Source organism: Kitasatospora sp. NPDC127121 (genome assembly GCF_042677305.1).
In the GTDB taxonomy this organism is placed as follows: Bacteria; Actinomycetota; Actinomycetes; order Streptomycetales; family Streptomycetaceae; genus Kitasatospora.
In genome coordinates this window covers 1-24,008 of sequence record NZ_JBHXTQ010000039.1, presented here as the reverse complement: position 1 = coordinate 24,008, position 24,008 = coordinate 1, and the positions used below count along the sequence as shown (strand labels likewise).

Sequence of the window (24,008 nt, the reverse complement as noted above, 5' to 3'; positions counted from 1 at the left end):
ATGGCGGAAATCACCTATGTCCGAGGCGATGCCACCGCGCCGCAGGGCAAGGGCGTGAAGGTGATCGCGCACGTCTGCAACGACCTCGGCGGCTGGGGCAAGGGCTTCGTGCTCGCGCTGTCCAGACGCTGGCCCGAGCCCGAGGCCGCGTTCCGGCGCTGGCACCGGGAGCGGGCGGGGAACGACTTCGGGCTCGGCGCCCTGCAGTTGGTGCAGGTCGAGCCGTACGTCTGGGTGGCCAACCTGGTCGGCCAGCGCGGCATCCGGACGGGGCGCTCCACCGGAGTGCCGGTCCGGTACGAAGCGATCGGCACCGCGCTGGCCGCGCTGGGCGACCACGCGCGGGAGCTCGGCGCCTCCGTCCACATGCCGCGGATCGGCTGCGGCCTGGCCGGTGGGCGCTGGGAGCGGGTCGAACCGCTGGTGTCCGCGCGGCTGGTGGAGCGGGGGGTGCCGGTGACGGTCTACGACGTCGGCTGAGCCTGCACCGCCTGCGCCGCGAGGCTCTCGGCGGGCCAGCTGTACACGTACTCGGGCAGCACGTACCCGCCCGGGAACACGCCCTCCTGTACCCGCGTCCGCACACCGCCCTCGCGCTCGTAGAAGGCGATCGCGCGGATGTTGTCGCGCAGCACCTCCAGGTACAGCTCGGCCCCGGGGTGCCGCTCGGCGACGTGGGCGCGGGCCGCGGCGAACAGTGCGCGGCCGATGCCGCCGCCGGTCCGGCCGGGGCGGACGTGCAGGTTGTCGACCAGTACCCGGCCGTCCGGCTGCGGGACGAGGTAGATGAACCCGACCGTCTCCCCGGCCTGGTCGGCGATCAGCAGTTCCGGCTCGGCGGCCGGATCGCCGTAGTCGACGGTCAGCCGCAGCTCCCACAGCTCGCGCCGCTGGACGGGCAGTCCGTCGCCGAGTGCCTCCGCGGGGACGATCCCGCGGTAGGCGGCGCTCCAGCTGCGGGCGTGCAGGTCGGCGACGGCCGCGGCGTCCTGCGCTCCGCCGCGCCGGATGGTGGTCTGCACGGGACTGATCATGTGACGAGCCTCCCACAGATTGGAGTTGAACATGTTCAAGCGAAACCTCTACAGTGCTCACATCATTTTGAACGCGTTCGAAATGGCGGGGGTGGTGGATGTGGCACCGAGCACGGAGGGGACGCCCGGTGCCGCGTCCACCGACACGGGTTGGAGCTTCGTCTCCGGTTAGGCTCGTGCCCGTGGACGACCTGGCAGCGACGAACCGAACGGACGGCACGAGCGGTGCGGCCGCGACCCCGGCCGACACCCCGACCGACCCTGCAGCCGACACCGCGACCGACCCCGCGGCCGCGCCCGGTACCGACAGCGGGCCCGGCACCGACAGCGGGCCCATGCCCGGCGGTCGGGCGCAGCCGAAGACCGACAAGAGCGAGCAGACCCGGGCGCTGATCCTGGAGACCGCGATGCGGCTCTTCCAGGAGCGCGGCTACGAGAAGACCACCATGCGAGCGATCGCCACCGAGGCGGGCGTCTCGGTCGGCAATGCTTACTACTATTTTTCGGCGAAGGAATTCCTAATTCAGGGATTCTATGACCGAATGACGTACGACCATGCGGCGGAGGCCAGGAATCGCATGGCCAATACGCGGAACTTTGCCGAGCGCCTGGAAATCGCGCTGACCTCCTGGCTCGACACGGCCGCGCCGTACCACGAGTTCGCCGCCCAGTTCTTCCGCACCGCTGCCGACCCGACCAGCTCGCTGAGCCCGTTCTCCAACGAGTCCCACCCGGCCCGGGCAACCGCCGTGGAACTGTTCCGCGACGTGCTGCAGGGCTCGGAGCTGGCGCCCAAGCTGGATGCCGAGCTGGGAGAGTTGCTGCCCGACGTGCTCTGGCTGCACCTGATGGTCGTGGTGCTCTACTGGGTTTTCGACCGGACCGAGGACACCGAGCGGACACGGGAATTCGTCCGCCGGTCCACCCCCATGGCGGCCCGGGTGATCAACCTCTCGCGTTATCGGGTATTCCGCCCGATCGTCCGCGATGCCAAGGGGCTCATTCAGGACTTCATCCTGCCCACCATCGGGAAAACCGCCGTCAAGTAGCCCTCCCGAGGGCAGCTCGGACGCGTCGGGGGCCGGACCGCAGCGGTGCGGTCCGGCCCTCGGCGTGACGGCGCCGCTCAGAAGCCGTCCGGGTTCCAGGGTTGCAGCGGCGTGCGCAGCAGCAGGTCGGCGGCGACCGCCGCGCCGGGGCGCAGTTCGGTGAGCAGGCCGGCCGCGAGCAGCCGGGGCGCCGTCTCGCCGCCCAGGTAGAGCGAAGCCAGCTCGGAGGCGTCCAGGGCGAGGTCGGCGTCGTCCGTGGTCCGGGTGCAGCGGCCGGTGCCGTCCGCGGCGACCTCGATCGCCCAGCGGCCGGAGGCGTAGCCGAGCCGGTCCTCGACCTCCAGGACCACCCGGCCGGGCGCGCCGTACGTCCGGGCGTCGAACGCGGCCGCCACGTCCAGCACCCGCAGCCAGGTGAAGTCGGCGTTGTCCACGTACGGGGTGGCGGCGCGCGGCTCCTGGAGCAGCAGCGGCAGCGGGTCGTCCGGGCCGATGTTCTCCGCGACGACCTTGCGCACCCAGTCGACGGAGAGGACGAAGCGCCAAAGCTCGGCGGCGGTCGCCCGGTCGAGGGCGAGGAAGTCGGCCACGGTCAGGGTGCAGTTCGGGTAGCTGCCGTCCCAGGCGTCGTCGACCCGGTAGGCCACCAGGCCGGTGACCGTGCCGTCGGCGTCCCGGTGGACGGCCACGAACGGCTCCTTGAACTCGTGGCCCGGCAACTGGAGTTCGCCGGTGTTCCGCTTCCACCACAGCTCGTCGCGGGCGATCGCGCCCGGCTGGGTGCGCCGCCAGCGCTCGTGCAGGTCGGGGCCCAGCTCGCGGGCCTGCTCCATGGTCACGAAGTCGATCCGCCCGCCGGGCACGGTGGGCAGGCCGTCGCGCAGGCCGCGGGTGCGGTGCAGGTCGATGTTCCAGCCGTGGCCGCGGGTGGCCGGGCCGAAGCCGTAGCGGCCGTAGATGTTGTACTCGGCGGCGATCAGGATGGCGACCGCCGAACCCCGCTCGGCGGCGGCCGCGAGGTCGTGGCGCATCAACGTGCCGAGCAGGCCGCGGCGGCGGTGGGTGGCGCTGACCGTCACGGCGGTGACGGCGTCGGCCCGGACGGTGGCCCCGCCCGGGACGGTCAACTCGACGTCGAAGCTGCGGAAGGTGGCGATGCAGCGGTCACCGTCGAAGCCGGCCAGCATCCGGCCCGGCTCCCACTGCCGGCGGCGGAAGTCGGCCGTGCTCTCCGCGTGCGAGCGCAGGAAGCCCAGAGCGAGCGCCCGGTCCCACGCGGCCACCTCGCTCTCGGCGATCGCGCGGGTCTGGAGGCCGTTCACGATGTCGACGGCCCCGTCATCGGTTGTGTTGCCCATCGGGCCACCGTACGGGCGCCGCTTTCGGGCGGCATCCCATTTATTCCGTGCCCGATGCGCGGTGCTCCCCCGGCACCACCACCCAGTGGTTGCAGTGCAGGACGCGGTTGGCGAAGTCGACGTCGAGCTCGCCGAGCAGCCGGAAGCCGAGCGACCGGCAGATCCCGTTGGACGGGCCGTTGGCCGTCGCCGGGAAGGCGTGCACCGGGCCCCACCGGCCGTCCCGGGCGGCCGCGTCCAGCAGTTCCCGGACGGCCGCCTTGGCGAGGCCGCGCCCCTGGAACTCGGGCAGCACCATCCAGCCGATCTCGGCCACGGCGGCGCCGTCCTCCTCGTGCGACCAGAGCGTGACGGAGCCGGCCACCACCTCCGGCCCGGCGCCGTCCGGGACGATCACCTTGATCCACGAACGGTCCTCGGCGACCTCCACGACGTCCTTGCGCAGCCGCTCCCGCACCCGTTCCTCCGGCAGCGGCCCGCCCAGCTCGGCCATCATCACCGCGTCGCACCGCATCCGGACGTACGCCCCGACGTCCCCCGCCTCGACGTCCCGCAGCCTCATCGCGTCTCCTCCCGAGTGATCGACGCGGCCACGCTAGCGCCTGCCGCCGACAGCCCCGGCGCGAGCCGGGGCGCTAGGCCCTGTCCGGCCGATCTTGCCGGACAGGACCTACGGGCGGGCGTAGAAGTCGGGGGTGCCCATGATCCAGAGGCTGGCCTGTTTGACCGGCATGCCGACGCGGGGGGCCTCGATCATCTGGTCGTCACCGATGTAGAGGCCGACGTGGTGGATGTCGACGGCGCGGCCGGTGTCCGTCCAGAACACGAGGTCGCCGGGGCGCAGCTGGCGGTAGCTGACCGGGGTGCTCTCGGCGTACTGGTCGGCGGCGAAGTGGTTGAGCTGTTTGCCGCCCTCGCGCCAGGCCATCATGGTGAGCCCGGAGCAGTCGTAGCCGGCCGGGCCCTCGCCGCCCCAGATGTAGGGCAGGCCGATCTTGGAGCGGGCGAAGGCGATGGCGGCGGCGGCGCCCTCGGCGGACCACAGGCGGTCGGCGGCGGGGGGTGCGGCCGGGGTGGCCTTGGCGGCGGCCTCGGCCGCGGCGGCCGCTTCGGCGGCGGCCTTCTCGGCGGCGGCGCGGGCGGCGGCCTCGGCCTCACGGGCGGCGATCGCCTCCAGGGCCTCGCTGCGCCGGCGTTCCAGGTCGACGGTGGTGTGCCGGGCGGCGGCCAGGTCGGTGAGGAGTTGTTCGCGGCGGCGGTCGGCGGCGACGACCGCCTCCTGCTGGGCCGCGAGCCGGGCCTCGGCCCTGGCCTTGGCGGCGCCGACCTCGGTGGCGGCCTTCTCGGCGGTCTCGGTGGCGGCGCGGGCGGCGGCGGAGGCGCGGGTCGCGGCGGCGGCGGTGGAGGTGGCGGCGTCGAGGATCTGCCGGGTGCGGTCGCTGGCGACGCCGATCACGGCGGCGCGGTCGCCGGCTTCGCGCGGGCCGTGGGCGCCGAGCAGGGCGTTGAGGGCGGAGAGGGCGGCGCCCGCGCCCTGGCGGTACGTTTCGGCGGCGAGCTGGGCGGCGTCCTCGGCGGCCGCGGTGCGGTCGGCCTCGGCGGCGGTGGCGCGCCGGGCGGCGGCGGTCTCGTCGGCGCGGGCCCGGACGAGGGCGAGCTGGGCGCCGTTGTAGGCCTCGACGGCCTGTTCGGCGCTGCGGCCGGCCTGGTCGAGTTCGGTCCGGGCGGCGGCGAGGCCGGCTTCGATGGCGGTGACGGAGGCGGCGGTGCGGTCGGCCTCGGCGCGGGCCCGGTCGATCTCCCCGGTGGTGGGGTACGGGTCCTCCGTCCGGGCGGGGCCGGCGGCCGGTTCGGGGTCCGCCGGGGCGGCCTGGGCTGCGGGGAGCAGCCCGAGCAGGGCGGTGAGGGACAACAGGAGGGTCGGCAGGAGCCTGCGCGCCACGAGACATCCCCTTCTCACGGGTCCGGAGGGGACGGCGGCGGACGGTCCGCGGCGCTCGGGCGGGGCGGCCGGGCGGAGCAGGTCCGACGAATCATCCCATCACATGACAGAACGGTCACTCGTCGATCATGTTCTCAACTCCAGCGCTTTTCACACCTCGAACGCACTCCGCCGCGCGGGTGACCATCAGATGATCCGACCGCCAGTCACCTTCAGTCAGGCGCACCAGGTATACGAACTACCGATGGATCCGGCGGGTGTGCGGACGCAGGTGAGGGTGTCGCCCGGACCGGTGCTCCACCCCGGTCGGACGAACCGCGTACGTCCGGTTGCGCCCCGCCCGGATCGCGCGACGGCGCTGCTGCGCCCCGAGGGACGGGCCCCCACCGCTGTCGCCCGCGCCGTACGCCCCGCCCACCGCCGCCGGGGCGGCCCCGGCGGCGGCCGCCGAGCGGCGGTCCGCCAGCCGCGCCTGACGCCGGGCCAGGGCCCGGGCGGCGTGCGCGTCGAGGTGGGCGGTGGCCCGGGCGGACATCCGCTCGGCCACCCGATGGGCGGCGGGATGGTTCGCGGGCACCTTGTCGGGGGCGCCGGCGATCAGGTCGAAAAGCCAGGTGCGGGCCCGGTCCGCACGCCGGTGCAGCAGGCGCTCGCGCCGGAGCGCACGCGCCCGGCGGCGCGGGCGCGTGGCGTACCGCCAGCGGGCCCACGGGCTGCTCGGGCGGGCCAGCCGGATCGCCCCGATCCAGGACAGGCCGGGGACCATGATGCCGAGCAGGCCGGTCCACATCTTGCCCTTGATCAGGGTGATCACCGAGGCCAGGGCGTTCACCGAGATCACCGTGATCAGGCCCCACCTGGTCTCCTGGCTGGGCACCACGCCGAGCGGCACGTACCCGACCAGCAGCAGGGCGGTGAACAGGATCCCGAAGATCACCGCGTCCACCGACTTGCGGCCCTGCTCGCTCCAGTACACGTCGTCCAGGTGCAGGATCAGCGCGAACTCGTCCAGCACCAGGCCGCAGCCGATGCCGAAGACCAGCCCGAACCAGTCGATCCACGGGTGCCCGCCGTACGTGGCGAACACCCCGACGCCGCCGACCAGCAGGAAGCCCAGACCGAACACCATGTGATGGATGTGCAGGCCGCCGGGGGTGACGTTGCCGAACCACCACCGCACCTCTGCGCGGATCATCCGGACGCTGAACCGGATGAACACGAAGGAGGTGATGAAGCCGACCAGCAGCAGGAACAACGGCTGCTTGTGCGCGGCGACGATGTGCTCGCGGTAGCCGTCCAGCAGTGTGGTCATGCGTCTTACCTTCGTTCCTGGTCCTGCGTGCGGCCTGCCGTGACATGGCCCGGAGCCCAACACCGGTCCAACGTGCGGTCAGAACCCGCGGGTGCGTTTGGCCGCCCGGCGCGGCACGACCGGGTACAGCGACGGGCGTTCGCCGCCGACCGGCAGCTTCATGAACATCCGGGCGATCTCACCGCCCAGGTTCACCCCGATCGCCAGTGCCATCGCGATCGCCGCCGCCCGGGAGACGGACACCAGGCCCGCACTGGCGTGGCCCTGGGCGAAGGAGAGCATCCCCAGGTAGAGCGCCGAACCGGGCATCAGCGGGCCGATCGCGGCGGTCACGTACGGCAGCGCGGAGCCGTTGCGGTAGCGCGCCATCAGCTGGCCGAACAGGCCGACCAGGCCGGCCGCCACCCCCGTCGCCACGATCGGGGAGATGCCCGCGTTGTACGCCAGCACGCCGTAGCTGGCCCAGCCGATGCCGCTGTTCAGGGTGACCAGCGCGAGCGAGCGGCGGTCGGTCTGCAGCAGCGTGGCGAAGGCCAGGGTCAGCAGCATCGCGGCGATCATCTGGACCGGCGGGTAGGTGACGCCCGCCAGGCTCTCGTCCGGCCGCAGCTTCGCCTCGAAGCCGACCCCCAGGTAGAGGATCAGCATCACGCCGATCACGATGCCCGCGACCAGGTAGATCACCTCCAGCAGGCGGGCCGCGGCGGTGATGTAGAAGCCGGTCAGGCCGTCCTGGACGGCGGCGACCAGCGCCCGGCCGGGCAGCAGCGCGAACAGGCCACCGGTGATCACCACCGAGCCGCGCAGTCCCCAGTCGTTGAAGGACAGGATGATCCCGGAGGCGGCGGCCGGCATCGCGGCCGCCACGAACTGGTAGAACTCCGGCAGCCGGCGCCGGGCCAGCGTGGAGGCCAGCCGGTCGCCGAGGACGGCCGCGACGAAGGCGCTGGCGAAGACCAGCCAGGCCTTGTCGTCGATCCGCCCGCCGACCAGGAAGGTGGCCGCGCCGGCCAGCAGACCGGTGGTCAGCGCGAGCATCCAGCCCGGGTACGGGTGCCGGTTGCGGCGGATCAGGGCGAGCCGGCGGTAGGCGTCGTTGACCGTGACCTTCTCCGCGGTGATGTCCGCGACCAGCTCGTAGACCGCGTTCAGCCGGGTGTAGTCGGAGGTGCGGCGGCGCACCACCCGGTCGGCGGTGATCGGCGGCTCGACCAGCGAGGGCTGGTGCGAGATGCCGATCAGGGTGAAGGTCACCTGCGGCTCGCAGCGGTCCAGCCGGTAGGCGTGCGCGATGCCGAGCATCGCCGCCTCGACGTCCTCGGCGGCCTCGCCGCTGGCGAGCAGCAGCTCGCCGATGCGCAGCGTCAGGTCGAGGATGCGGGGGACGTTGCGGGTCGCGCCCGCGGAGGGGTGCAGCTCGCGGGCGGTCCGCTCGAAGGCGGGGCGCTCGGACATCGGCATGCGCAGCAGGGTGCGCATCCGGTCCGGCCAGGGCGCCTCGCCGGGGGCGCCGGCGGTCAGCTCCGGGACCGGGATGCCCATCGGTGGGGTGTAGCCGGCGGCCCGCCACTCCTCGGGGGTGAGGGTGTCCTCGGCGACCGATCGGCGGCGGGCGGGGCGCGCGTCCTCCGGACCGGGCGCCTGTCCGGGCGCGGGGTGCGGCCCGAGCGCAGGGTGCGGCCCGGACCCGGGGGTCGCCCCGGACTCGGCGGGCGGCTCCCGCTCCGGCTCCGGGGACAGCAGGCCCCTGGTCTCCGTGATCGGCGGGACGAAGGGGACGACGGTGGCGGGCTCGACGGTCGGAGCCGGATGGCCCAGCAGGCCCTCGGTGGGCGGCGCCTCGGCGGGGTCCACCGGCCGTACCGGCGGCGTCCGCCGGGTCTGACGGACCGCCCGGCCTCCCCTCGCCCGCTTGCCTGCGCCCGGTCGGCCCCGCTTAGGCACTTCCGCTCCTTGCCACCCCTGGCGGCCGTCGGCCACCGTTCGATCTCGGGTTACACCTTGCCTGATCGAACTGCCGGACGCACATGTACGCGGCGTACCCCGACGGGGGCCGCGGACTCCTACCCGGCGCGGTGGCGGTCGGCGGACGCCGCGCCGGAACGGCGGGCCCGCAGCAGTTCGACCGCCACCGGGACCACCGAGACCAGCACGATGCCGACCAGGATCGCCTCGATGTTCTCCCGGACGAACGGGATCTGGCCCAGGAAGTAGCCGAGCACGGTGACGCCGGCGCCCCACAGCACGCCGCCGACGAGGTTGAAGACCACGAAGGTGCGGTAGTTCATCCTGCTCACCCCGGCGACGATCGGGGTGAAGGTGCGCACGATCGGCACGAAGCGGGCCAGCACGATCGCCTTGGGCCCGTGCCGGTCGAAGAAGGCGGCGGCCTTCTCCACGTTCTCCTGCTTGAAGAGCCGGGAGTCGGCGCGGCGGAACAGGCTCGGCCCGACCTTGCGGCCGAACAGGTAGCCGACCTGGTCCCCCGCCACCGCGGCGGCCACGATCAGCGCGCAGACCAGCCAGAGCGGCTGGTGCAGGTAGGTGCCGTCGGCCACCAGCAGGCCGGTGGTGAACAGCAGCGAGTCCCCCGGCAGGAAGAAGCCGATCAGCAGACCGGACTCGGCGAAGACGATGGCCAGGATGCCGATCAGGCCGAAGGCGGAGATCAGGTTGGTCGGATCGAGCCAGGACGGGCCGAGGGCGAGGCTGGTCACGGGCGGACACTCCTGGGGGTCGAGTCTTGGCAATGAAATGGTAAAGCATTTACCAAGACTCGACAGATCCCGGGATGGTTCCCGCCCCGGGCTGGAGCGGGAACGGGTCAGAGGCCGTAGCGCTCGACGATCTCCTCGTGCCGGGCGGCGTCCGCGCCCGCCGCCTCGGCCAGGTCGAGCCAGGCGAGCGGGTGCGGCCAGTCGCCGGTGAGCCGGTGCAGCAGCGCATCGGCCTCGGCGGCGGAGGCCGTCGGCGGCACCCCGAGGGCGGCGTAGACGCCGGGCAGCGTGCCGTCCTCGTCGGCCGGGTCGGTGATGCGGTACTGCTCCCCGCTGTACGCCCAGACCGCGAAGCCGGCCTGCTGGAGGCTCTCGCGCAGCGCCGCCCACGGCTCGTCGCCGGGCCAGCCGCCGTCGATCCAGTAGGTGGTGTACCCCGCCGGGTCGAGCAGGGTGAGCAGCTCGAACACCGGGTGCCAGCCGCGCCGCTCCTCCTCGGGGGCGTCCTCGGCCGGCGGCGGCTCCAGCAGCGCCGGGGCGAAGACCACCACGTCGCCGTGGTTGAGCGTCAGGTCCTCGCCGAGCACCGGCAGGATCCGGGCGGTGGCCGGACCGGTGCGGACGGCGGGCAGGTCGGCGGTGGCGCCGTTGGTGCGGGTGGCCCGGACGGTGACCAGCTGCCACTCCTCGTCCACCGGCCCCTCGGGCTCGTCGAACTCGATGCCGAGCAGCGCGCCCGCGGAACGGACCGCGGCCCAGTCCCGGTTGGCGGTGGCCGCCGTGATCAGGTGCCAGAGGTCGGGCTCCTGGACGGTGCGGTGGCGCTCCTCCTCCGGGGCGGCCTCGGCAGGCAGCGCGTGCTCCAGGAGCTCCTGGTACAGCCGCTGCGCGGTGGCGTGGTCGCCCAGCTCGGTGGCGGCGCCGGCGGCCAGCCGGCGGGTGTTGATCCGGCCGGCGTCCAGAGCGAGGATCGCCTCGCACTGCTCCAGCACCTCGGCCCAGCGACCCTCGGCGGCGGCCCAGCGGGCGCGTATCCAGTGCCCGTCCTCCGGGCTGTCGTCGGCCAGCCGGTCGGCGAGGCGGCGGACACCCTCGCCGTCCCCCGCGTCGATCAGGGCGGAGCCGAGCATGCCGATCAGCACCTCGTCGGCCGGGGCGGTGTCGAGCCAGTGCCAGAGCAGGTCGGCGGCGGCCCGGGCGTGGCCGAGGCCGCCGAGCACCGCGGCCAGGTTGACGGCCAGTTCGGTGGCGCCGGCCTGCTCACCCCGGTACCGGTCCAGGGCGACGGAGAGCAGGTCGGCGCCGGTCTCGTAGGGCACTCCGACCTCGGCCAGGTGCGCCGTCAGCTCGCCGGGCGGGACGGGCAGCCCGGGCTCCGGCAGCGCCTCGGCGGCCGCCCGCAGCGCGGCGACCTCCGCGGCCACGCCGTCGGTGCGGCGCAGCTGGGCGAGCTTGCGCTCCCCGGTCGCGGCGAGGGTCAGCGCCACCGTCCGGGCGCCGCGGGCGAGGGCGAGCCGACCCGCCGCCAGCAGCAGGTCCACGCACGGGCGGTGCGAGCCGGTGCCGTCCAGGTAGCCGACCCAGCCGGCCACGGCGGCGCCCAGTTCGGCGTCGTTCTCCCAGGCGCCGGCCGCGACCAGCAGCTCGACCGTGTGCGTCCAGCCGTCCCGCAGGTCGGCGTGGCGCTCGGCGGCCTCCCGGTCGGGCAGCAGCGCCAGCGCCTCCTCCGTCCGGCCGAGCGAGGCCAGCGCGCGGGCCCGCAGCAGGCCGCCCCAGAGCCGGTCGCTCTCGTCGATCTCGTGGCCGCGGGAGCGCTCGGCCTGCTCGGCGGTGTCGAGCAGCGCGAGCACCTCCGGGTGCCGGCCGAGCCGGTGCAGGGTGCCGGCCCGGGCGTGGTGGAAGTGCAGCGAGAGCCGCTCGCCGGCCGCCTGGATCCGGGTGGCGGCGGTGTCCAGGTGGGCGAGCGCCTCGGTGTGGCGGCCGTCGTCCTCCAGCGCGTCGGAGTACTCGCGGGAGAGGCAGTCGAAGCAGGCGCGGCCGGGCTCGATCCGCTCCAGCGTCTCGCCGAGCACCGCCAGCCGCTCCGGCACGTAACCGGGGCCGTCGACCCGGGCGTGGCAGATCGCGAAGTCCTGCACCACGCAGACGGACTGCGGGCAGCCCGCCGTCTCCTCGCGGTGGGCGAACTCCAGCAGGTCGACCGCCTCGGGCAGGGCCTGCTCGCCCTGGTGGCGCTTGTTCAGCAGGTTCTGCATCCGCCAGTGCCGCAGGTAGACCTCGACCCAGGGCAGGCCGAGCGCCCTGGAGGCGGCCAGCGCCTCCGGGTAGACGGCGTCCACCTGGTCGTTGCGGCCCTCGTTGGCGTGGCCGGGCAGCTCGTAGATGGCGTCGGCCAGCCGCCGGTGGCCGGCCTCGGCCAGCTGGCGGTGGGCGTCGTGGACCCAGGCCCAGATGTCGGTACTCATGTGGTGTCCCCCTGCGTGGTGCTGATGTGATGTCTACCGCGGACCACTGACAATCCGTCCGTCACGCCTCGTCCGTCACGCCTCGTCCGGGAGGGCGTCGAGGGTGTCCGGGACGGCCGACAGGCCGGCCGGGACGGCGGCGGTCAGCGCCGAGACCGCGGTGCCGACGCCGGACAGCGCGGCGGTGAGGTCGCCGCCGGACGCGCCGGTCGAGCCCGCCGAGGCGGCGGCCATGATCACCTTGAGCGAGCGGAGCAGCCCGGCCGCCGTGGCACTGCCGGTGTGCCCGGCACGGTAGGCGGCGAGCAGGTCCAGCACGGCCGGGCAGGACAGGTTGAGGTAGAGGCGGGCCCTGACCTCGCCGTCGGTGCGGGCGGTGAACGCCCGGGCCAGCCGCAGCGCCGCGGACGGGATCCGGGCGTCGGCCTGGTCGTCCTCGATCCGGGCCTTCAGCTCGGCCTCGCGGTCCGGCACCAGGACCAGCGGCAGGCCGGGCGGGTCGAACCGGGCCGGGACGAGCTGCTCGCCCTCGTCGGCGAGGGCGCCGGCCAGCCAGGCCGCCTCGCCGGTCGGCAGCGGCCGCTCCGGGTCGCGGAACAGCTCGCGGTCGCCGTGCTCGCTGCCCAGCTCGACCAGGCGGCAGCCGCGCAGCTGGGCGTAGCGGCGCAGGAAGGGCAGGACGGCGTAGCGGTCGCCGCGGGCGATCGGCACCCGCATCGCCCGGTACAGCATCTCCTCGAAGCCGCCGCCGCTGCCGAGCGCGACGTGCACCGCGCCCCCGCCCGCGGCCCGCAGCGCGCCGGCGGTGAGGTCGCCCTGGGAGGTGGGGACGGGGACGTCGTCGGCGAGCAGGGTGAACAGCCGCTCGTCGCAGAGCGCGGCGCCGAGCAGGTCCTGGCCGTGCCGGGTGAGGATGCGGCGCCAGGCGGCGGGCCGCAGCCGGGCGGTCTCGTACAGGCCGTCGACGATGGCGTCGGTGAGGGCGCGCTGGAGCGCGCGGTAGTGGTCGTCGCGCTGGAGGTCCTCGCGGCTGGCGGTGGGGGTGAGCCGGCTGGACTCGACCACGCCGCCGATGAACCCGGCCCAGCTGGGCAGCAGGTCGCGGGCGTCCTCGGCGAGCAGCATGCCGCGCAGGTAGACGGCGAGGTCGCGGTTGTCGCTGCTGCCGTAGGTGCCACCGTCCTGGACCCAGAGCAGGCCGATCGCGTCGGTGCCTCCCTCGGCCCCTCCCCCGGTGCCGCTCTCGGCCGGGTGGACGGGGAAGGCCGTGAGCGGCTCGAAGCGGCGGCCGAAGGCGGTGGCGAAGCGCATCCGGGCGGCGTGCTGGTCACCCGGCACGCTGTGGCGCCAGGGCACCTCGACGTTGTTGACGGGCTGCTCGTCGTCGCCGACGTAGACCGGGATCGGCAGCAGCACGCAGTACCGGCCGAGCACGTCGCGCAGCGCGTCCTCGTCGGCGAGGTGGGCGTGTTCGGCCTTGAGGGTCAGCTCGACGACCGTGCCGGGGCGGGGCCGGGCGGCCACCGGGTCGACCTGGTACTGCTCGCCGCCCCGGCTGCGGTAGCGGTGGCCGAGGTGCGGTTCGCGGTGCGAGGTGGTGGTGACGGCGACCTCGTCGGCCACCGAGAAGGCGGAGAGGAAGCCGAGGCCGAAGGCGCCGATCAGCTCCTGGTTGCCGGTGAGGTCGCGCAGCATCCGGGTGTAGCCGGTGCCGACGGTGGCGAGGTAGGAGTGGATCTCCGGCTCGGTGAGGCCGGCGCCGGTGTCCTCGATGGAGACGGTCCGCCGGGCGGCGTCGCCGCGCACCCGGATCAGCGGGCGGTGGTCGCCGTCCGGGTCCTCCAGGAGTCGGCGGGTGTGCGAGTCGTGGGCGTTCTGGACGAGTTCGCGCAGAGCGACCAGCGGGGTGGAGTAGAGGTGGGTGGCGAGGACGTTCACCAGTCCGCCGAGATCGACCTCGGTCGTACGCAGATCCTCGGCGGGGGCGGGCTCGGGCGGGGCACCTTCAGACATGGGTCCCCAGTGTGCCAGTGCGACTATCTGGCCACCATTTCTTTCTCTCTGAGAAAACTCAGTCAACTCTGTGTTGACTGCACAGGGTTGTCCAACTCCGTCGCTTGTGCATCAACTTCCCTCTCCACCAGCAGTTTTGATGGGTTGAGATGCCTTCGTCGCGGCCATCGGGCAATCTCCGGATACGGCGTCACCATGACACCATCGGGGGAATTGCCACCCGTTTGGTGGAGTTCGTCCGCGCTGCTGGTGAATGCTGAACGTGCGACGTCAGGCAACGGCGCCACGGAGCGGCCACTCCGGATCGCGCCACATTTCGCACCCCCAGCTCAGGGAGACCACCGTGTCCCGTATCCGCGCAGCCGCCGCCGTCACCGCCCTCGGGGCGTTCCTCCTCGTCGGCTTCGGCGCCGCCAGCGCCCACGCCGACAACGGCGCCGGCGCCCTCGACCACTCCAACAGCAGCGTCGTGAGCAACACCGGCTCCGCCAACGTCATCGGCAACGTCCACGGCAACGTGGTCGTCACCCAGCAGACGGCCACCGGCTCGGGCGCGAGCAACCAGAACAACGGCCTCGCCGCGACCGGCAACGGCGGCAACATCGGCGCCCTGCAGGGCAACGGCAACCTCGACGCCCGGGCCTTCTTCCCGGTCGGCTAGAGCCACCCCGCCCCGGGCGCAGCCACACCCCACGGGCCGGGTGCCCGCCCCCTCAACGCGGGGCGGGCACCCGGCCGCCGTCCGTTCCGGGCAGTCCGAGGACCGCCCGGCCGAGGTGCAGCAGGCAGTCCCCGAGGTCCGGGCGGGCGCTGTGCGGGCGGTTCCGCACCCCGTCGTTGACCAGCGCGAACAGGGCGTGGACCCGGATCCGGGCCTCGACCGCGTCGTACTCGGACCGGACCTGCCGCAGCAGGCCGACCCAGGTGCGCAGGAAGTCGCGCCGGAAGTCCACCGCGACCCGGCGGTCCGGCGGGGCCAGCCGCTCCGTCTCGCTCAGCATCGCGCCCAGGTAGTCGCCGTTGCGCAGCGCGAAACCGACGTACGCGCCCAGGCCGGCCGCCAGCGCCGCCTCCGGCCCGGCGGCGGCCGCGAACGCGCCGTCCACCTCCTGCCAGAGCCGTTCGCGGCTGCGCACCAGCGAGGCGGCGAGCAACTGGGCCTTGCTGTCGAAGTGCCGGTAGACGCTGGGGCCGGAGATGCCGACGGCGGCGCCGAGTTGGTCGGTGCTGACGTTGTCGAAGCCGCGCTGGTGGAAGAGCCGGACGGCCGCCGCGAGCAGCTCCTCGCGGCGCGCCTGCGGCCTGGGCTCCGGCGGCCCGGGGGCGACGGGATCGGCGGCGGAGACGGGGATGAGGGCGGGACCTGGGTGGACAGCGGGATCCGGGTGGGCGGCGGCGCCGCACAGGGAGGCCGCGAGGACTGCGGCCACGAGTTCGCGCAGCACCGCCTCGGCGCGGCGGGGCTGCGGCGCGGCCGACTGGTAGGAGAGCCCGGTGCAGGCCGAGAGCGCCGACCAGCAGAGCAACTCGGCGTCCGGCGACGGGAGTTCCGGCCGGCCGGCGCGCAGCACGGCGGTCATCAGCGCGACGTCGGCGCGCAGTTCGCGGCGCAGCGCCGCCCGCCGGGCCGGCGGCAGCAGCCTGGCGTCGCGCTGCACCAGGGTGCCGAGCGGGCGGTGTCCGACCGCGACGGCGGCCAGCGCGGCGCCGAGGTCGCCGGTGGTGCGGGCCCCGCGCAGCCCGCAGGCCAGCGCGTCCAGCCCCAGCCGGACGGCGCGGTCGAGCAGTTCGGGCTTGCCGCGGAAGTGCCGGTAGAGGGCGGGCGCGGTGATGCCGACCCCGGCGGCGACCTCGGTCATGGAGACCTGGTGGTAGCCGCTGCGGTGGAACCGGTCGGCCGCCACGGCGAGGATCTGGGCGCGCCGCCCGGGCGGTCGTCGGACCACCATGGCGAGCCTCCCTCCCGCGCTCCGGACTGCCGACCGAAGGCTAGCAAGGATTCACTTGAGGGCGCCGACCGCCGGTGGCCACCGGCCTTTTCCGGGGCCGTCGACCCTGGACAGCCGAAGCTACCCGGGATTAACTTGTGAGGCCATCACCTGGCACGTTCAGCCCCCGCCGGCACCCGCAGCCGGTCACCACCGAAGGGAGCGCCGCCGTGCGCCGCACCGTGTTCAACGAGGACCACGAGGCCTTCCGGGAGACCATCCGGGACTTCATCGCCAACGAGGTCGTCCCGGTCTACGAGAACTGGGAGGCCGACGGCCACCCGCCGCGCGACTTCTACCGACAGCTCGGCGCGCTCGGCGTCTACGGCATCGAGGTGCCGGAGGAGTACGGCGGCGCGGGCGAGAGCGGCTTCAAGTACCAGACGGTGATCACCGAGGAGACCGCCCGGGCGGGCGTGAGCTTCGGCTCCTCGGGCGTGCACACCGCACTGGTCCTGCCCTACCTGCTGGAGTACGCCACCGAGGAGCAGAAGCGGCGCTGGCTGCCCGGCTTCGTCTCCGGCGACATCATGACCGCCATCGCGATGACCGAGCCGGGCGCCGGCTCCGACCTCGCGGGCATCACCACCACCGCGCGGCTCTCCGAGGACGGCACCCACTACGTCCTGAACGGCGCCAAGACCTTCATCACCGGCGGCGTGCTGGCCGACCTCGTCCTGGTGGTCTGCCGCACCGCCCCGTACGACCCGGACAACCGCCGGGCCGGCCTATCCATCCTCTGCGTGGACACCACGTCCCCCGGCTACACGGTCGGCCGCAAGCTGCAGAAGATCGGCCTGCGCACCTCGGACACCGCCGAACTGGCCTTCAGCGACGTCAAGGTGCCGGTGGAGAACCTGCTCGGCGAGGAGGGCCGGGCCTTCTCCTACCTGACCCACAACCTGGTGCAGGAGCGGCTGGCGATCGCCGTCAGCGCGTACGCGTCGGCGGCCGCGGCGGTGCGGTTCGCGCTCCAGTACGTCAAGGACCGCAAGGTGTTCGGCAAGGCGGTGGCCGAGTTCCAGAACACCAAGTTCACCCTGGCCGACTGCGAGGCCCAGGTGGTGGCGCAGCAGTCGATGGTGGACCGCGCGCTGGAGCTGTACCAGCAGGGGGAGCTGACCGTCGCCGACGCGGCCGCCACGAAGCTGTTCTGCACCGAGTCGGCGTCCACCGTCATCGACAAGTGCCTTCAGCTGCACGGTGGTTACGGCTACATCCTGGAGTACCCGATCGCCCGGCTCTACACCGACAACCGGGTGTTCCGGATCTACGGCGGCACCAGCGAGGTCATGCGCAGCATCATCGCCAAGTCGCTCGGCCTGTAGACGGGGTAGGCGGGGCAGACGGGTCCACAACCGCGGCGGGCCGCACCCCCATGGCGGCCCGCCGCACCCGGACGGGCGCACTCGGCCGGGGCCGGCGGGTGCGGCTCAGGCGGACGGGTGCGCTCAGTTGGGCGAACCGTGCTCCGCGCGCCAGGCCTCCCAGCCCGCACTGGACGCCACCTTCGCCTCGCGCAGCGCCCGCTGGGCGAACGCGGCCGGCGCGGTCTCCAGGCTGCGCACCCAGCTGCGGCCCGCCGTGGCCAGCGCCGCGCACACCATCGCCGCCCCGGCCACGCCGAGCACGGCGCCGATACCGGTGAGCAGCGCGCCGCCCGCCAGCAGCGAGCGATTGACCTGGAACCCGCCGGAGACTGTCTCGTTGATCGCCATGCCTCCACGATGCGGGCACTCGCCGGGGGCTGCACGTCGAACGGCTCCGGGTGCGCGAGCCGGGCGCGTCCGCGAACCTGGGCACACGGCGCCGGTCCGGGCGCCCGGGGTCGGCCCGGCCCGCCGGGTCAGGAGGACACGCGATGCCCGATCTCGAACAGCTCGCCGTGGAACACCTCACCCGGGCGGCCGAGAGCCCACACGGGCGCAGCGCCCACCTGGTGCTCCACGACGGCGTCCTGCGGCAGACCGTGATCGCGCTGACCGCGGGCACCTCGCTGGACGAACACACCCCGCCGACCGCCGGCAGCGTCCAGGTGCTGCGCGGCCGGGTCTCGCTGACCATCGCCGGCCGGCACCAGGAGCTGCCGGTCGGACGGCTGGAGCCGGTGCCGCAGGAGCGGCACGGGCTGCTGGCCCACGTCGACTCGGTGGTGCTGCTGACGGTGGTCACCGCCTAGCGGGGCGGCGGCGTCGACAGCGGGCGGCAACTGTCAGCGGGCGACGGGCGACAGCGGGCGACGGGCGGCAGCCGTCAGCGGGCGGCAGCGGGCGGTGACGGCACCGCGGGGCTGAGCACGCTTGCGCTGACCAGCCGCAGCCCGCGCAGGAAGTCCCGCCCGCTCGGCGCCAGTTCGGGGGCGGCCAGCCACTGGGCGGCGTACCCGGCCAGCAGGGTCTGATAGAAGGAGCCGCGGGCGATCTCCTCCTCGGTGTCCGGCACTTCGGGCAGCCCCTGGAACAGCGCGGCGAGACCGAGCCGGCCCTCCTTCTGCGCCTCCGCGAACGCGTGCGCCAGCTCGGGCGCGTGCGCGGCCTGGGCGAGCGCCTCGAACTGGGCCGCCCAGAGCCCGCGGTGCTCCGTGAAGACGGTCCTGAGGCCGTCCCAGACCGCGGCGAAGCGCTCCTCCGGGTCGTCCGACACCCGGTTGGCGGCGTCCACCACCGCGCCCAGGGCCGCCCCCATCTCCCCGATCGCCTCGATCATCGCCGCGTTGAGCAGCGCGTCCTTCGAACCGAAGTGGTAGCCGATCGCGGCCAGGCTGACGCCCGAGGCGGTCGCGACGTCACGGGCGGTGGTGCGCCCGTACCCCTTCTCGTACAGGCAGCGCTTGGCGCCGGCCATCAGGTCTTCGCGGTTTCCCATGACCCGATCCTACGGAAGGACTGCACAAATGTCTTGCACGAATGTCTCGCACGACCGTCTCGTACATTCGTCTCGCACGATCGATTTACACATATGTACTAGACAGGCGTCTGACACGCCCGTACCGTCTTCCCCATGACCGCAACCACCAGCCGCGCAGGCCGTCGCGAATGGATCGGCCTGGCCGTCCTCCTGCTCCCGACCCTCGTCCTGGCCATGGACATGGGCGTGCTCTTCTTCGCCGTCCCTTTCATCTCCACCACGCTTGCGCCCAGCGGCACCCAGCAGCTGTGGATCATGGACATGTACTCGTTCCTGCTCGCCGGGCTGCTCATCACCATGGGCTCGCTCGGCGACCGGATCGGCCGCCGCCGGCTGCTGATGATCGGCGCCGCCGGCTTCATCGGCGCCTCGCTGCTCGCCGCCCGGGCCGACACCGCCGGCCAGCTGATCGCCGCCCGTGCCCTGCTCGGCGTCGCCGGGGCCACCGTGATGCCCTCGACGCTCGCGCTGATCCGCAACATGTTCCACGACCCCAAGCAGCGGCAGATCGCCCTCGGCGCCTGGGGCGGCGTCCTCACCGCCGGCGCCACCCTCGGCCCGGTCGTCGGCGGCCTGCTGCTCGACCACTTCTGGTGGGGCTCCACGTTCCTGGTCGCCGTCCCGGTGATGGCCCTGGTGCTGCTCACCGCGCCCGCCCTGCTCCCCGAGTACCGCTCCACCGCACGCACCGGCCGCTTCGACCTGCCCGGCGCCGCGCTCTCGATGGCCGCGATCCTGCCGCTGGTCTACGGCGTCAAGACCCTCGCCGTGGACGGCTGGAGCCCGCTGCCCGCCCTCGCCGTCCCGGCCGGCCTGCTGCTGGCCGCCGCATTCGTCCGGCGCCAGCGCACCGCCGCCGACCCGCTGATCGACCTCGGCCTGTTCCGGATCCGCACCTTCAGCGGCGCGATCAGCGTCAACACCATCGCGATGTTCGCGATGATGGGCTTCGCCCTCTTCACCTCGCAGTACCTGCAACTGGTCAAGGGCATGAGCCCGCTCACCGCCTCGCTCTGGTCGCTGGTGCCCAGCGTCGGCGTCGGCGCGGCCGTCGGCACCAGCTCGGCGCTGGCCGGCAAGGTCCGCCCGGCGGCCCTGATGGGCGGCGGATTCCTGGTCGGCGCGGCGGGCTTCGCGCTGATGACCCAGGTCGGCGCGCACTCCCCGCTGGCGCTCATCCTCGTCGCGGCGGGCGTCCTCGCCGCCGGCACCGTCGGCACCATGACCATGACCGCCGAAATGGTCGTCTCCGCCGCCCCCGTCGAGCAGGCCGGCGCCGCCTCCGCCATCTCCGAGACCGCCGTCGAACTCGGCAGCTCACTCGGCATCGCCCTGCTCGGCGCGGCCGGCGCCGCCGTCTACCGCCACCAGCTGGACGGCGCCCTCCCCGCGGGCGTCGACGGCGAGGCCGCCCGGACCGCCCAGGACACCCTCGGCGGCGCGGTCACCGTCGCCGGCCACCTGCCCGGCCGGATCGGCACGGACCTGCTGGAGACCGCCCGGGCCGCCTTCACCGACGGCCTGCACGTCGCCGCGGCGGTCGGCCTGGTCTTCGCCCTCGGCGCCGCCCTGCTGGCCTACCGCCTGATGCGCCACCTCCCCGCCGCCGCCCCGGCCCCGGAGACCGCACCCGAGGCCGTCACCGTCTGACCCACCAGGACCGATCCACGCGAGTCATCGAGAGCCCCCGCCCCCTCGGGCGGGGGCTCTCCGCCGTTCCCGCCGGCCCCTACTGGTGCCGGTAGACCTCACGACGGTTGCCGACCGCCATGACCCAGACGATCAGCACTCCGTCTTCGACCGTGTACAGCACCCGGTAGTCCCCCACCCTCAGCCGCCACCGGGCTTGGTGCCCCTGGAGCGACTTGATGTCGAAACCCGAGGTGTCGCCGACGTCCAGCACCTTCTGCAACTCGGCGAGGCGGTGCAGGATGCGGACAGCGTCCGGCCTGGGCACCTTGAGAAGATCCCGTTGCGCGCCAGGACTGAACCGCGTGACATACCCCATCGCGCTCAGCCGTGGTGTTCGCGGAGCATGGCGGCCATTTCCTCCAGCGACACGGAGCCTTCGAGGCCCTCGGCCTCTGCCTCGTCCGCAAGGCGGTTCAGCCACTCGTCTTCGGCCTGCTCGGCGACTTCCCGCAGGCGCTGGTACTCGGCGATGTCGATCACCACCGCCTCCTGCCGACCGCGCCTCGTGATGATCGTCGGAGTCTCGTCACGTCGCGCCCGGTCGATCACATCCGCGAGATGACTCCGGACCTCGGCCATCGACTCGATCACTGGCTCGCTCATGACGTCAATGTAGCAGTTGTACATCTGTTGCTTATCGAGCCCGACGGGCGGGCCGGACGGTCCACCTGGGGGTGGAGGGCGGGGCGTCCACCCCCGGGGGCGTGTGTCGGCGGGCCCCGGGGAGGACCGTGAAGGGGTACGTGGCCCGTCCCTCCTCTCCGCCGGGAGCCGCCGTATGTCCCTGACGACCCTGCTCTCCCTCCTCGGCATGCTCTGCTGGGTCGGCTACGAGCTGCTGCTGCGCCGCCGCGAGGACTCCGCCGCCGGCACCTGGCGCGCGGACGGCCGCGACCGCGGCTCGACCCGGCTGCTGCTCGCCTGCCACGTCGCCGCGGTGCTGGTCGTGGTGCTGTTCGGCCGCGCCGGGATCGGCGAACTGCCGCCCTGGGCCCGCTGGTTCGGGATCGCACTGATCGCCGCCGGGCTGGCGCTGCGGGCCTGGGGCATGCGCACCCTGGGCCGCTACTACACCCGCACCCTGCGCACCGTGGACACCCAGCGCGTCGTCCGCAGCGGCCCGTACCGGCAGATCCGCCACCCCGGCTACGCCGGCAGCCTGCTGGTCTGGACGGGCTACGCGCTCGGCCTGGGCAGCTGGCCGGCGGCCCTGCTGGTGCCGGCGCTGCTGCTCGGCGCGTACGGCTGGCGGATCGCCGCCGAGGAGCGGCTGCTGCTGGCCGCCTTCGGGCCGGAGTACGCGGAATACCGGCGGGTGTCGAAGCGACTCGTGCCCTTCGTGTACTGAACCGCCACCGATCGGGCGGTTGTCGGCTGCGGCCCCCGGCGACGGGAGCGAAGGGGCCCGAGGGGCGGGTGTTGCGCGGCGCGGTGCCGTGCGGGCTGGTCACGGGTGTGCGAGCCGGACCGGGCCGGTTCCGGCCGCTGCCGCGGGCGCTCGCGTTCCGCTCGAACGGCACCTGCTTTTTGGCCAGCGTTTCCCGGCCGGTGTATCCGTTCGCCGTCGTCGCCAGGCATACTGGCCAGCACGGGCGCTCGCCCACCCTTGACTCTAGACAAGAAGGGACCGGTGGCCAGGGATGCTGCGGAACGGTCTTGAGCCCTGGCACCTCCTGGTGGTGCTGGCGATCGTCATCCTGCTGTTCGGGTCGAAGAAGCTGCCGGAGATGGCCCGCGGCCTCGGCAAGTCGATGCGCATCCTGAAGGCGGAGACGAAGGCGCTGCGCGAGGACGAAGCCCCGGCGGACGCGGCGCAGAGCGCCGGCACCGCGCAGAGCACCGCCGCGCCGCAGCCGGCCGCCACGACCCCGCCGGCCGTCACGCCGACCAACGTGACCAAGGCCACCGAGACGAAGCGGCCCGAGACGGCCGTCTGAGTCTCGCTCTTTTCCGGAAGCCCCCGGTACCGTCCGATGACGGTGCCGGGGGTTTCTGCTGCATCCGGGCTGCTCACGGCGCTCCCGACTGGCCGTCCGATCTGATCCGTTATCTCCTGGTATGCACCTACCGGAGGAACGGAGTCGCGGCATGCCCACCGACGAACCGGGCGACGAGCCGCCCGTCAGACCGCCCGTCGGACCCCCGGGTGGACCCCCGGGCGGACCGTCTGCCGGACCGCCGGGCGGACCCCCCGGTGAACCCCCCGGTGAACCGCCCGCCGGGTCGCCCGACGAGCTGGCCGACCTGCGGGCCCGCCTGAACGCCGCCGAGGCCCACCAGGCGCGGCTCACCCGGCAGTTGGAGACCCGCCCGGACCGCCACCGGGTGCGCTCCCTCTTCGCCGTCCTGCTGATCCTGCTGGCCTGCGTGCTGACCCCGCTGAGCGCCGTCGCGGTGTGGGCGAGGTCGGAGATCGGCGACACCGACCGGTACGTCGCAACGATGGCGCCGCTGGCCAGGGACCCGGCGGTCAGAGCGGCCGTCACCAACCGGGTCACCGACGAGATCGTGACGCGGATCCCGGTCGACTCGCTGCTCGACACCATCGCCCCCGACGACCGGCCCAAGCTCGGCGCGCTGCTGAACGGCATCGGCCAGGCCCTCACCGACGGGCTCACCGGCTTCGTCCGCAACCAGGTCCAGCGGGTGGTGGACAGCGACGCCTTCGCCACCCTCTGGACGGACGTCAACCGGCAGGCGCACACCGCGATCGACCGGATGCTGACCGGGCAGGGCGGCGGCGCCGTCGAGGTCAGGAACGACACCGTGGTGCTCGACCTCGCCCCGGTGATCGCCCGGGTGAAGACCGCGCTGGTCGACAACGGGCTCACGCCGGCCGCGAGGATCCCGGAGATCCACACCTCGTTCACGCTGGTGCAGTCCTCCGCCATCCCCAAGGTCCGCACCGGCCTGCGGCTGCTGGACCTGGCCGGCTTCTGGATGCCGGTGCTCACGCTGGCCTGCGCGGTCGGCGGGGTGCTGCTCGCGGTCCGGCGGCGCCGGGCGGCGGTCACGGCGGCGCTGGGGATGGCCGGCGGGGCGCTGCTGCTGGGCATCGGGCTGAGCGTGTTCCGGGCCGTCTACCTGGACGGGCTCCCCGCCGGGGTGGACCAGTCGGCCGCCCAGGCGGTGTACGACGCGCTGGTGCGCTACCTGCGCTCCGCCGTCCGGGTGGTGATCGCGCTCGGCCTGGTCGTCGCGCTCGGCGCCTGGATCAGCGGCGGCGGGCGCTGGGCCCGCACCGCGCGCGGCGGCTGGCACGCGGGGCTCGGCGCGGCGCGGACCACCGCCGAACGGGCCGGGCTGCGGCTCGGCCCGGTCGGGCGGTTCGTCCACCGCTGGAAGGCCTGGCTGGGCTGGGCGGCGGTCGCGGGCGCGGCGCTGGCGTTCGTGCTGTGGAGCTATCCGACGGTGCTGGTGACGCTCTGTCTGGCGCTCGCGCTGGTCGCCGTCCTGGCGGTGCTGGAGCTGCTGGACGAGCCCGGCCGACCGGACGGAGGAGCCCCGGCCTCCGTCTGAGGAGCGGTCGGC

Annotated in this window: 23 protein-coding genes; 9 read left to right on the top strand and 14 right to left on the bottom strand. The window is 73.8% G+C overall.

The window, feature by feature from the left end; genetic code table 11:
• On the top strand, positions 1-480 hold the full coding sequence (locus ACFVHI_RS20300; RefSeq protein ID WP_380341306.1) for a macro domain-containing protein: 480 nt from the start codon (positions 1-3) through the stop codon (positions 478-480).
• Here ACFVHI_RS20300 and ACFVHI_RS20295 read toward each other — a convergent pair.
• Positions 465-1,022 carry a GNAT family N-acetyltransferase gene (locus ACFVHI_RS20295; RefSeq protein WP_380341303.1) on the bottom strand — a complete coding sequence of 186 codons (558 nt, stop codon included), beginning with the start codon at positions 1,020-1,022 and terminating at the stop codon, positions 465-467. The two genes, ACFVHI_RS20300 and ACFVHI_RS20295, sit on opposite strands and share 16 nt — an antisense overlap.
• 194 nt (positions 1,023-1,216) lie before the next feature.
• Between ACFVHI_RS20295 and ACFVHI_RS20290 the strand changes: the two genes are divergently transcribed.
• The gene (locus tag ACFVHI_RS20290; protein WP_380341300.1) at positions 1,217-2,083 is read left to right on the top strand and encodes a TetR family transcriptional regulator; all 867 of its coding nucleotides are present in this window, start codon (positions 1,217-1,219) and stop codon (positions 2,081-2,083) included.
• A gap of 77 nt (positions 2,084-2,160) precedes the next feature.
• Here the strand turns inward: ACFVHI_RS20290 and ACFVHI_RS20285 are convergent, their stop codons facing one another.
• The 8 genes from ACFVHI_RS20285 to ACFVHI_RS20250 all read right to left on the bottom strand — a co-directional run bounded on the left by ACFVHI_RS20285 (position 2,161) and on the right by ACFVHI_RS20250 (position 13,890).
• On the bottom strand, positions 2,161-3,441 hold the full coding sequence (locus tag ACFVHI_RS20285; RefSeq protein ID WP_380341297.1) for a GNAT family N-acetyltransferase: 1,281 nt from the start codon (positions 3,439-3,441) through the stop codon (positions 2,161-2,163).
• 40 nt (positions 3,442-3,481) lie between these two features.
• Positions 3,482-4,003 carry a GNAT family N-acetyltransferase gene (locus tag ACFVHI_RS20280; RefSeq protein ID WP_063348771.1) on the bottom strand — a complete coding sequence of 174 codons (522 nt, stop codon included), beginning with the start codon at positions 4,001-4,003 and terminating at the stop codon, positions 3,482-3,484.
• Positions 4,004-4,111: 108 nt separating this feature from the next.
• Complete coding sequence (locus tag ACFVHI_RS20275) at positions 4,112-5,383, bottom strand: C40 family peptidase (protein WP_063348770.1); 1,272 nt, start codon at positions 5,381-5,383, stop codon at positions 4,112-4,114.
• Positions 5,384-5,621: 238 nt separating this feature from the next.
• On the bottom strand, positions 5,622-6,695 hold the full coding sequence (locus ACFVHI_RS20270) for a hypothetical protein (protein WP_063348769.1): 1,074 nt from the start codon (positions 6,693-6,695) through the stop codon (positions 5,622-5,624).
• Between the two features lie 78 nt (positions 6,696-6,773).
• Positions 6,774-8,549, bottom strand: coding sequence for a threonine/serine exporter ThrE family protein (locus ACFVHI_RS20265; RefSeq protein WP_063348768.1), 1,776 nt, complete (start codon positions 8,547-8,549; stop codon positions 6,774-6,776).
• A gap of 209 nt (positions 8,550-8,758) precedes the next feature.
• Positions 8,759-9,412 carry a DedA family protein gene (locus ACFVHI_RS20260; protein ID WP_063348767.1) on the bottom strand — a complete coding sequence of 218 codons (654 nt, stop codon included), beginning with the start codon at positions 9,410-9,412 and terminating at the stop codon, positions 8,759-8,761.
• Between the two features lie 107 nt (positions 9,413-9,519).
• Positions 9,520-11,877 carry a hypothetical protein gene (locus ACFVHI_RS20255; protein ID WP_380341292.1) on the bottom strand — a complete coding sequence of 786 codons (2,358 nt, stop codon included), beginning with the start codon at positions 11,875-11,877 and terminating at the stop codon, positions 9,520-9,522.
• Positions 11,878-11,952: 75 nt separating this feature from the next.
• Complete coding sequence (locus ACFVHI_RS20250) at positions 11,953-13,890, bottom strand: ATP-binding protein (protein ID WP_380341289.1); 1,938 nt, start codon at positions 13,888-13,890, stop codon at positions 11,953-11,955.
• A gap of 343 nt (positions 13,891-14,233) precedes the next feature.
• On the opposite strand from ACFVHI_RS20250, the gene ACFVHI_RS20245 reads away from it, so the two are divergent.
• A complete protein-coding gene (locus tag ACFVHI_RS20245; RefSeq protein ID WP_063348764.1) occupies positions 14,234-14,551 on the top strand; it encodes a hypothetical protein in 318 nt (105 codons plus the stop codon).
• Between the two features lie 52 nt (positions 14,552-14,603).
• Here the strand turns inward: ACFVHI_RS20245 and ACFVHI_RS20240 are convergent, their stop codons facing one another.
• Positions 14,604-15,839, bottom strand: coding sequence for a TetR family transcriptional regulator (locus ACFVHI_RS20240; protein ID WP_380341286.1), 1,236 nt, complete (start codon positions 15,837-15,839; stop codon positions 14,604-14,606).
• 209 nt (positions 15,840-16,048) lie between these two features.
• On the opposite strand from ACFVHI_RS20240, the gene ACFVHI_RS20235 reads away from it, so the two are divergent.
• A complete protein-coding gene (locus ACFVHI_RS20235) occupies positions 16,049-17,206 on the top strand; it encodes an acyl-CoA dehydrogenase family protein (protein WP_380341283.1) in 1,158 nt (385 codons plus the stop codon).
• A 123-nt stretch (positions 17,207-17,329) separates the two neighbouring features.
• Here ACFVHI_RS20235 and ACFVHI_RS20230 read toward each other — a convergent pair whose 3' ends face one another.
• A complete protein-coding gene (locus ACFVHI_RS20230; RefSeq protein WP_063348761.1) occupies positions 17,330-17,596 on the bottom strand; it encodes a hypothetical protein in 267 nt (88 codons plus the stop codon).
• 143 nt (positions 17,597-17,739) lie between these two features.
• On the opposite strand from ACFVHI_RS20230, the gene ACFVHI_RS20225 reads away from it, so the two are divergent.
• Positions 17,740-18,057 (top strand): hypothetical protein, encoded by a 318-nt coding sequence (locus ACFVHI_RS20225; RefSeq protein WP_063348760.1) that lies wholly within the window; start codon positions 17,740-17,742, stop codon positions 18,055-18,057.
• A 74-nt stretch (positions 18,058-18,131) separates the two neighbouring features.
• Here the strand turns inward: ACFVHI_RS20225 and ACFVHI_RS20220 are convergent, their stop codons facing one another.
• Positions 18,132-18,743, bottom strand: coding sequence for a TetR/AcrR family transcriptional regulator (locus tag ACFVHI_RS20220; protein ID WP_380341281.1), 612 nt, complete (start codon positions 18,741-18,743; stop codon positions 18,132-18,134).
• A 135-nt stretch (positions 18,744-18,878) separates the two neighbouring features.
• Between ACFVHI_RS20220 and ACFVHI_RS20215 the strand changes: the two genes are divergently transcribed.
• A complete protein-coding gene (locus ACFVHI_RS20215) occupies positions 18,879-20,435 on the top strand; it encodes an MFS transporter (protein WP_380341278.1) in 1,557 nt (518 codons plus the stop codon).
• A 79-nt stretch (positions 20,436-20,514) separates the two neighbouring features.
• Here the strand turns inward: ACFVHI_RS20215 and ACFVHI_RS20210 are convergent, their stop codons facing one another.
• Positions 20,515-20,793 (bottom strand): type II toxin-antitoxin system RelE/ParE family toxin, encoded by a 279-nt coding sequence (locus ACFVHI_RS20210; protein ID WP_380341275.1) that lies wholly within the window; start codon positions 20,791-20,793, stop codon positions 20,515-20,517.
• Between the two features lie 5 nt (positions 20,794-20,798).
• A complete protein-coding gene (locus ACFVHI_RS20205; RefSeq protein WP_244293429.1) occupies positions 20,799-21,080 on the bottom strand; it encodes a type II toxin-antitoxin system Phd/YefM family antitoxin in 282 nt (93 codons plus the stop codon).
• 175 nt (positions 21,081-21,255) lie between these two features.
• Here ACFVHI_RS20205 and ACFVHI_RS20200 point away from each other — a divergent pair, with 175 nt between their 5' ends.
• The 3 genes from ACFVHI_RS20200 (at position 21,256) to ACFVHI_RS20190 (ending at position 23,996) form a co-directional block, all read left to right on the top strand.
• Positions 21,256-21,825, top strand: coding sequence for a methyltransferase family protein (locus ACFVHI_RS20200; RefSeq protein WP_380341272.1), 570 nt, complete (start codon positions 21,256-21,258; stop codon positions 21,823-21,825).
• Between the two features lie 292 nt (positions 21,826-22,117).
• The gene (tatA, locus tag ACFVHI_RS20195) at positions 22,118-22,414 is read left to right on the top strand and encodes a Sec-independent protein translocase subunit TatA (RefSeq protein ID WP_063348755.1); all 297 of its coding nucleotides are present in this window, start codon (positions 22,118-22,120) and stop codon (positions 22,412-22,414) included.
• Positions 22,415-22,565: 151 nt separating this feature from the next.
• The gene (locus ACFVHI_RS20190; RefSeq protein WP_380341268.1) at positions 22,566-23,996 is read left to right on the top strand and encodes a hypothetical protein; all 1,431 of its coding nucleotides are present in this window, start codon (positions 22,566-22,568) and stop codon (positions 23,994-23,996) included.
• Positions 23,997-24,008: the final 12 nt, after the last annotated feature.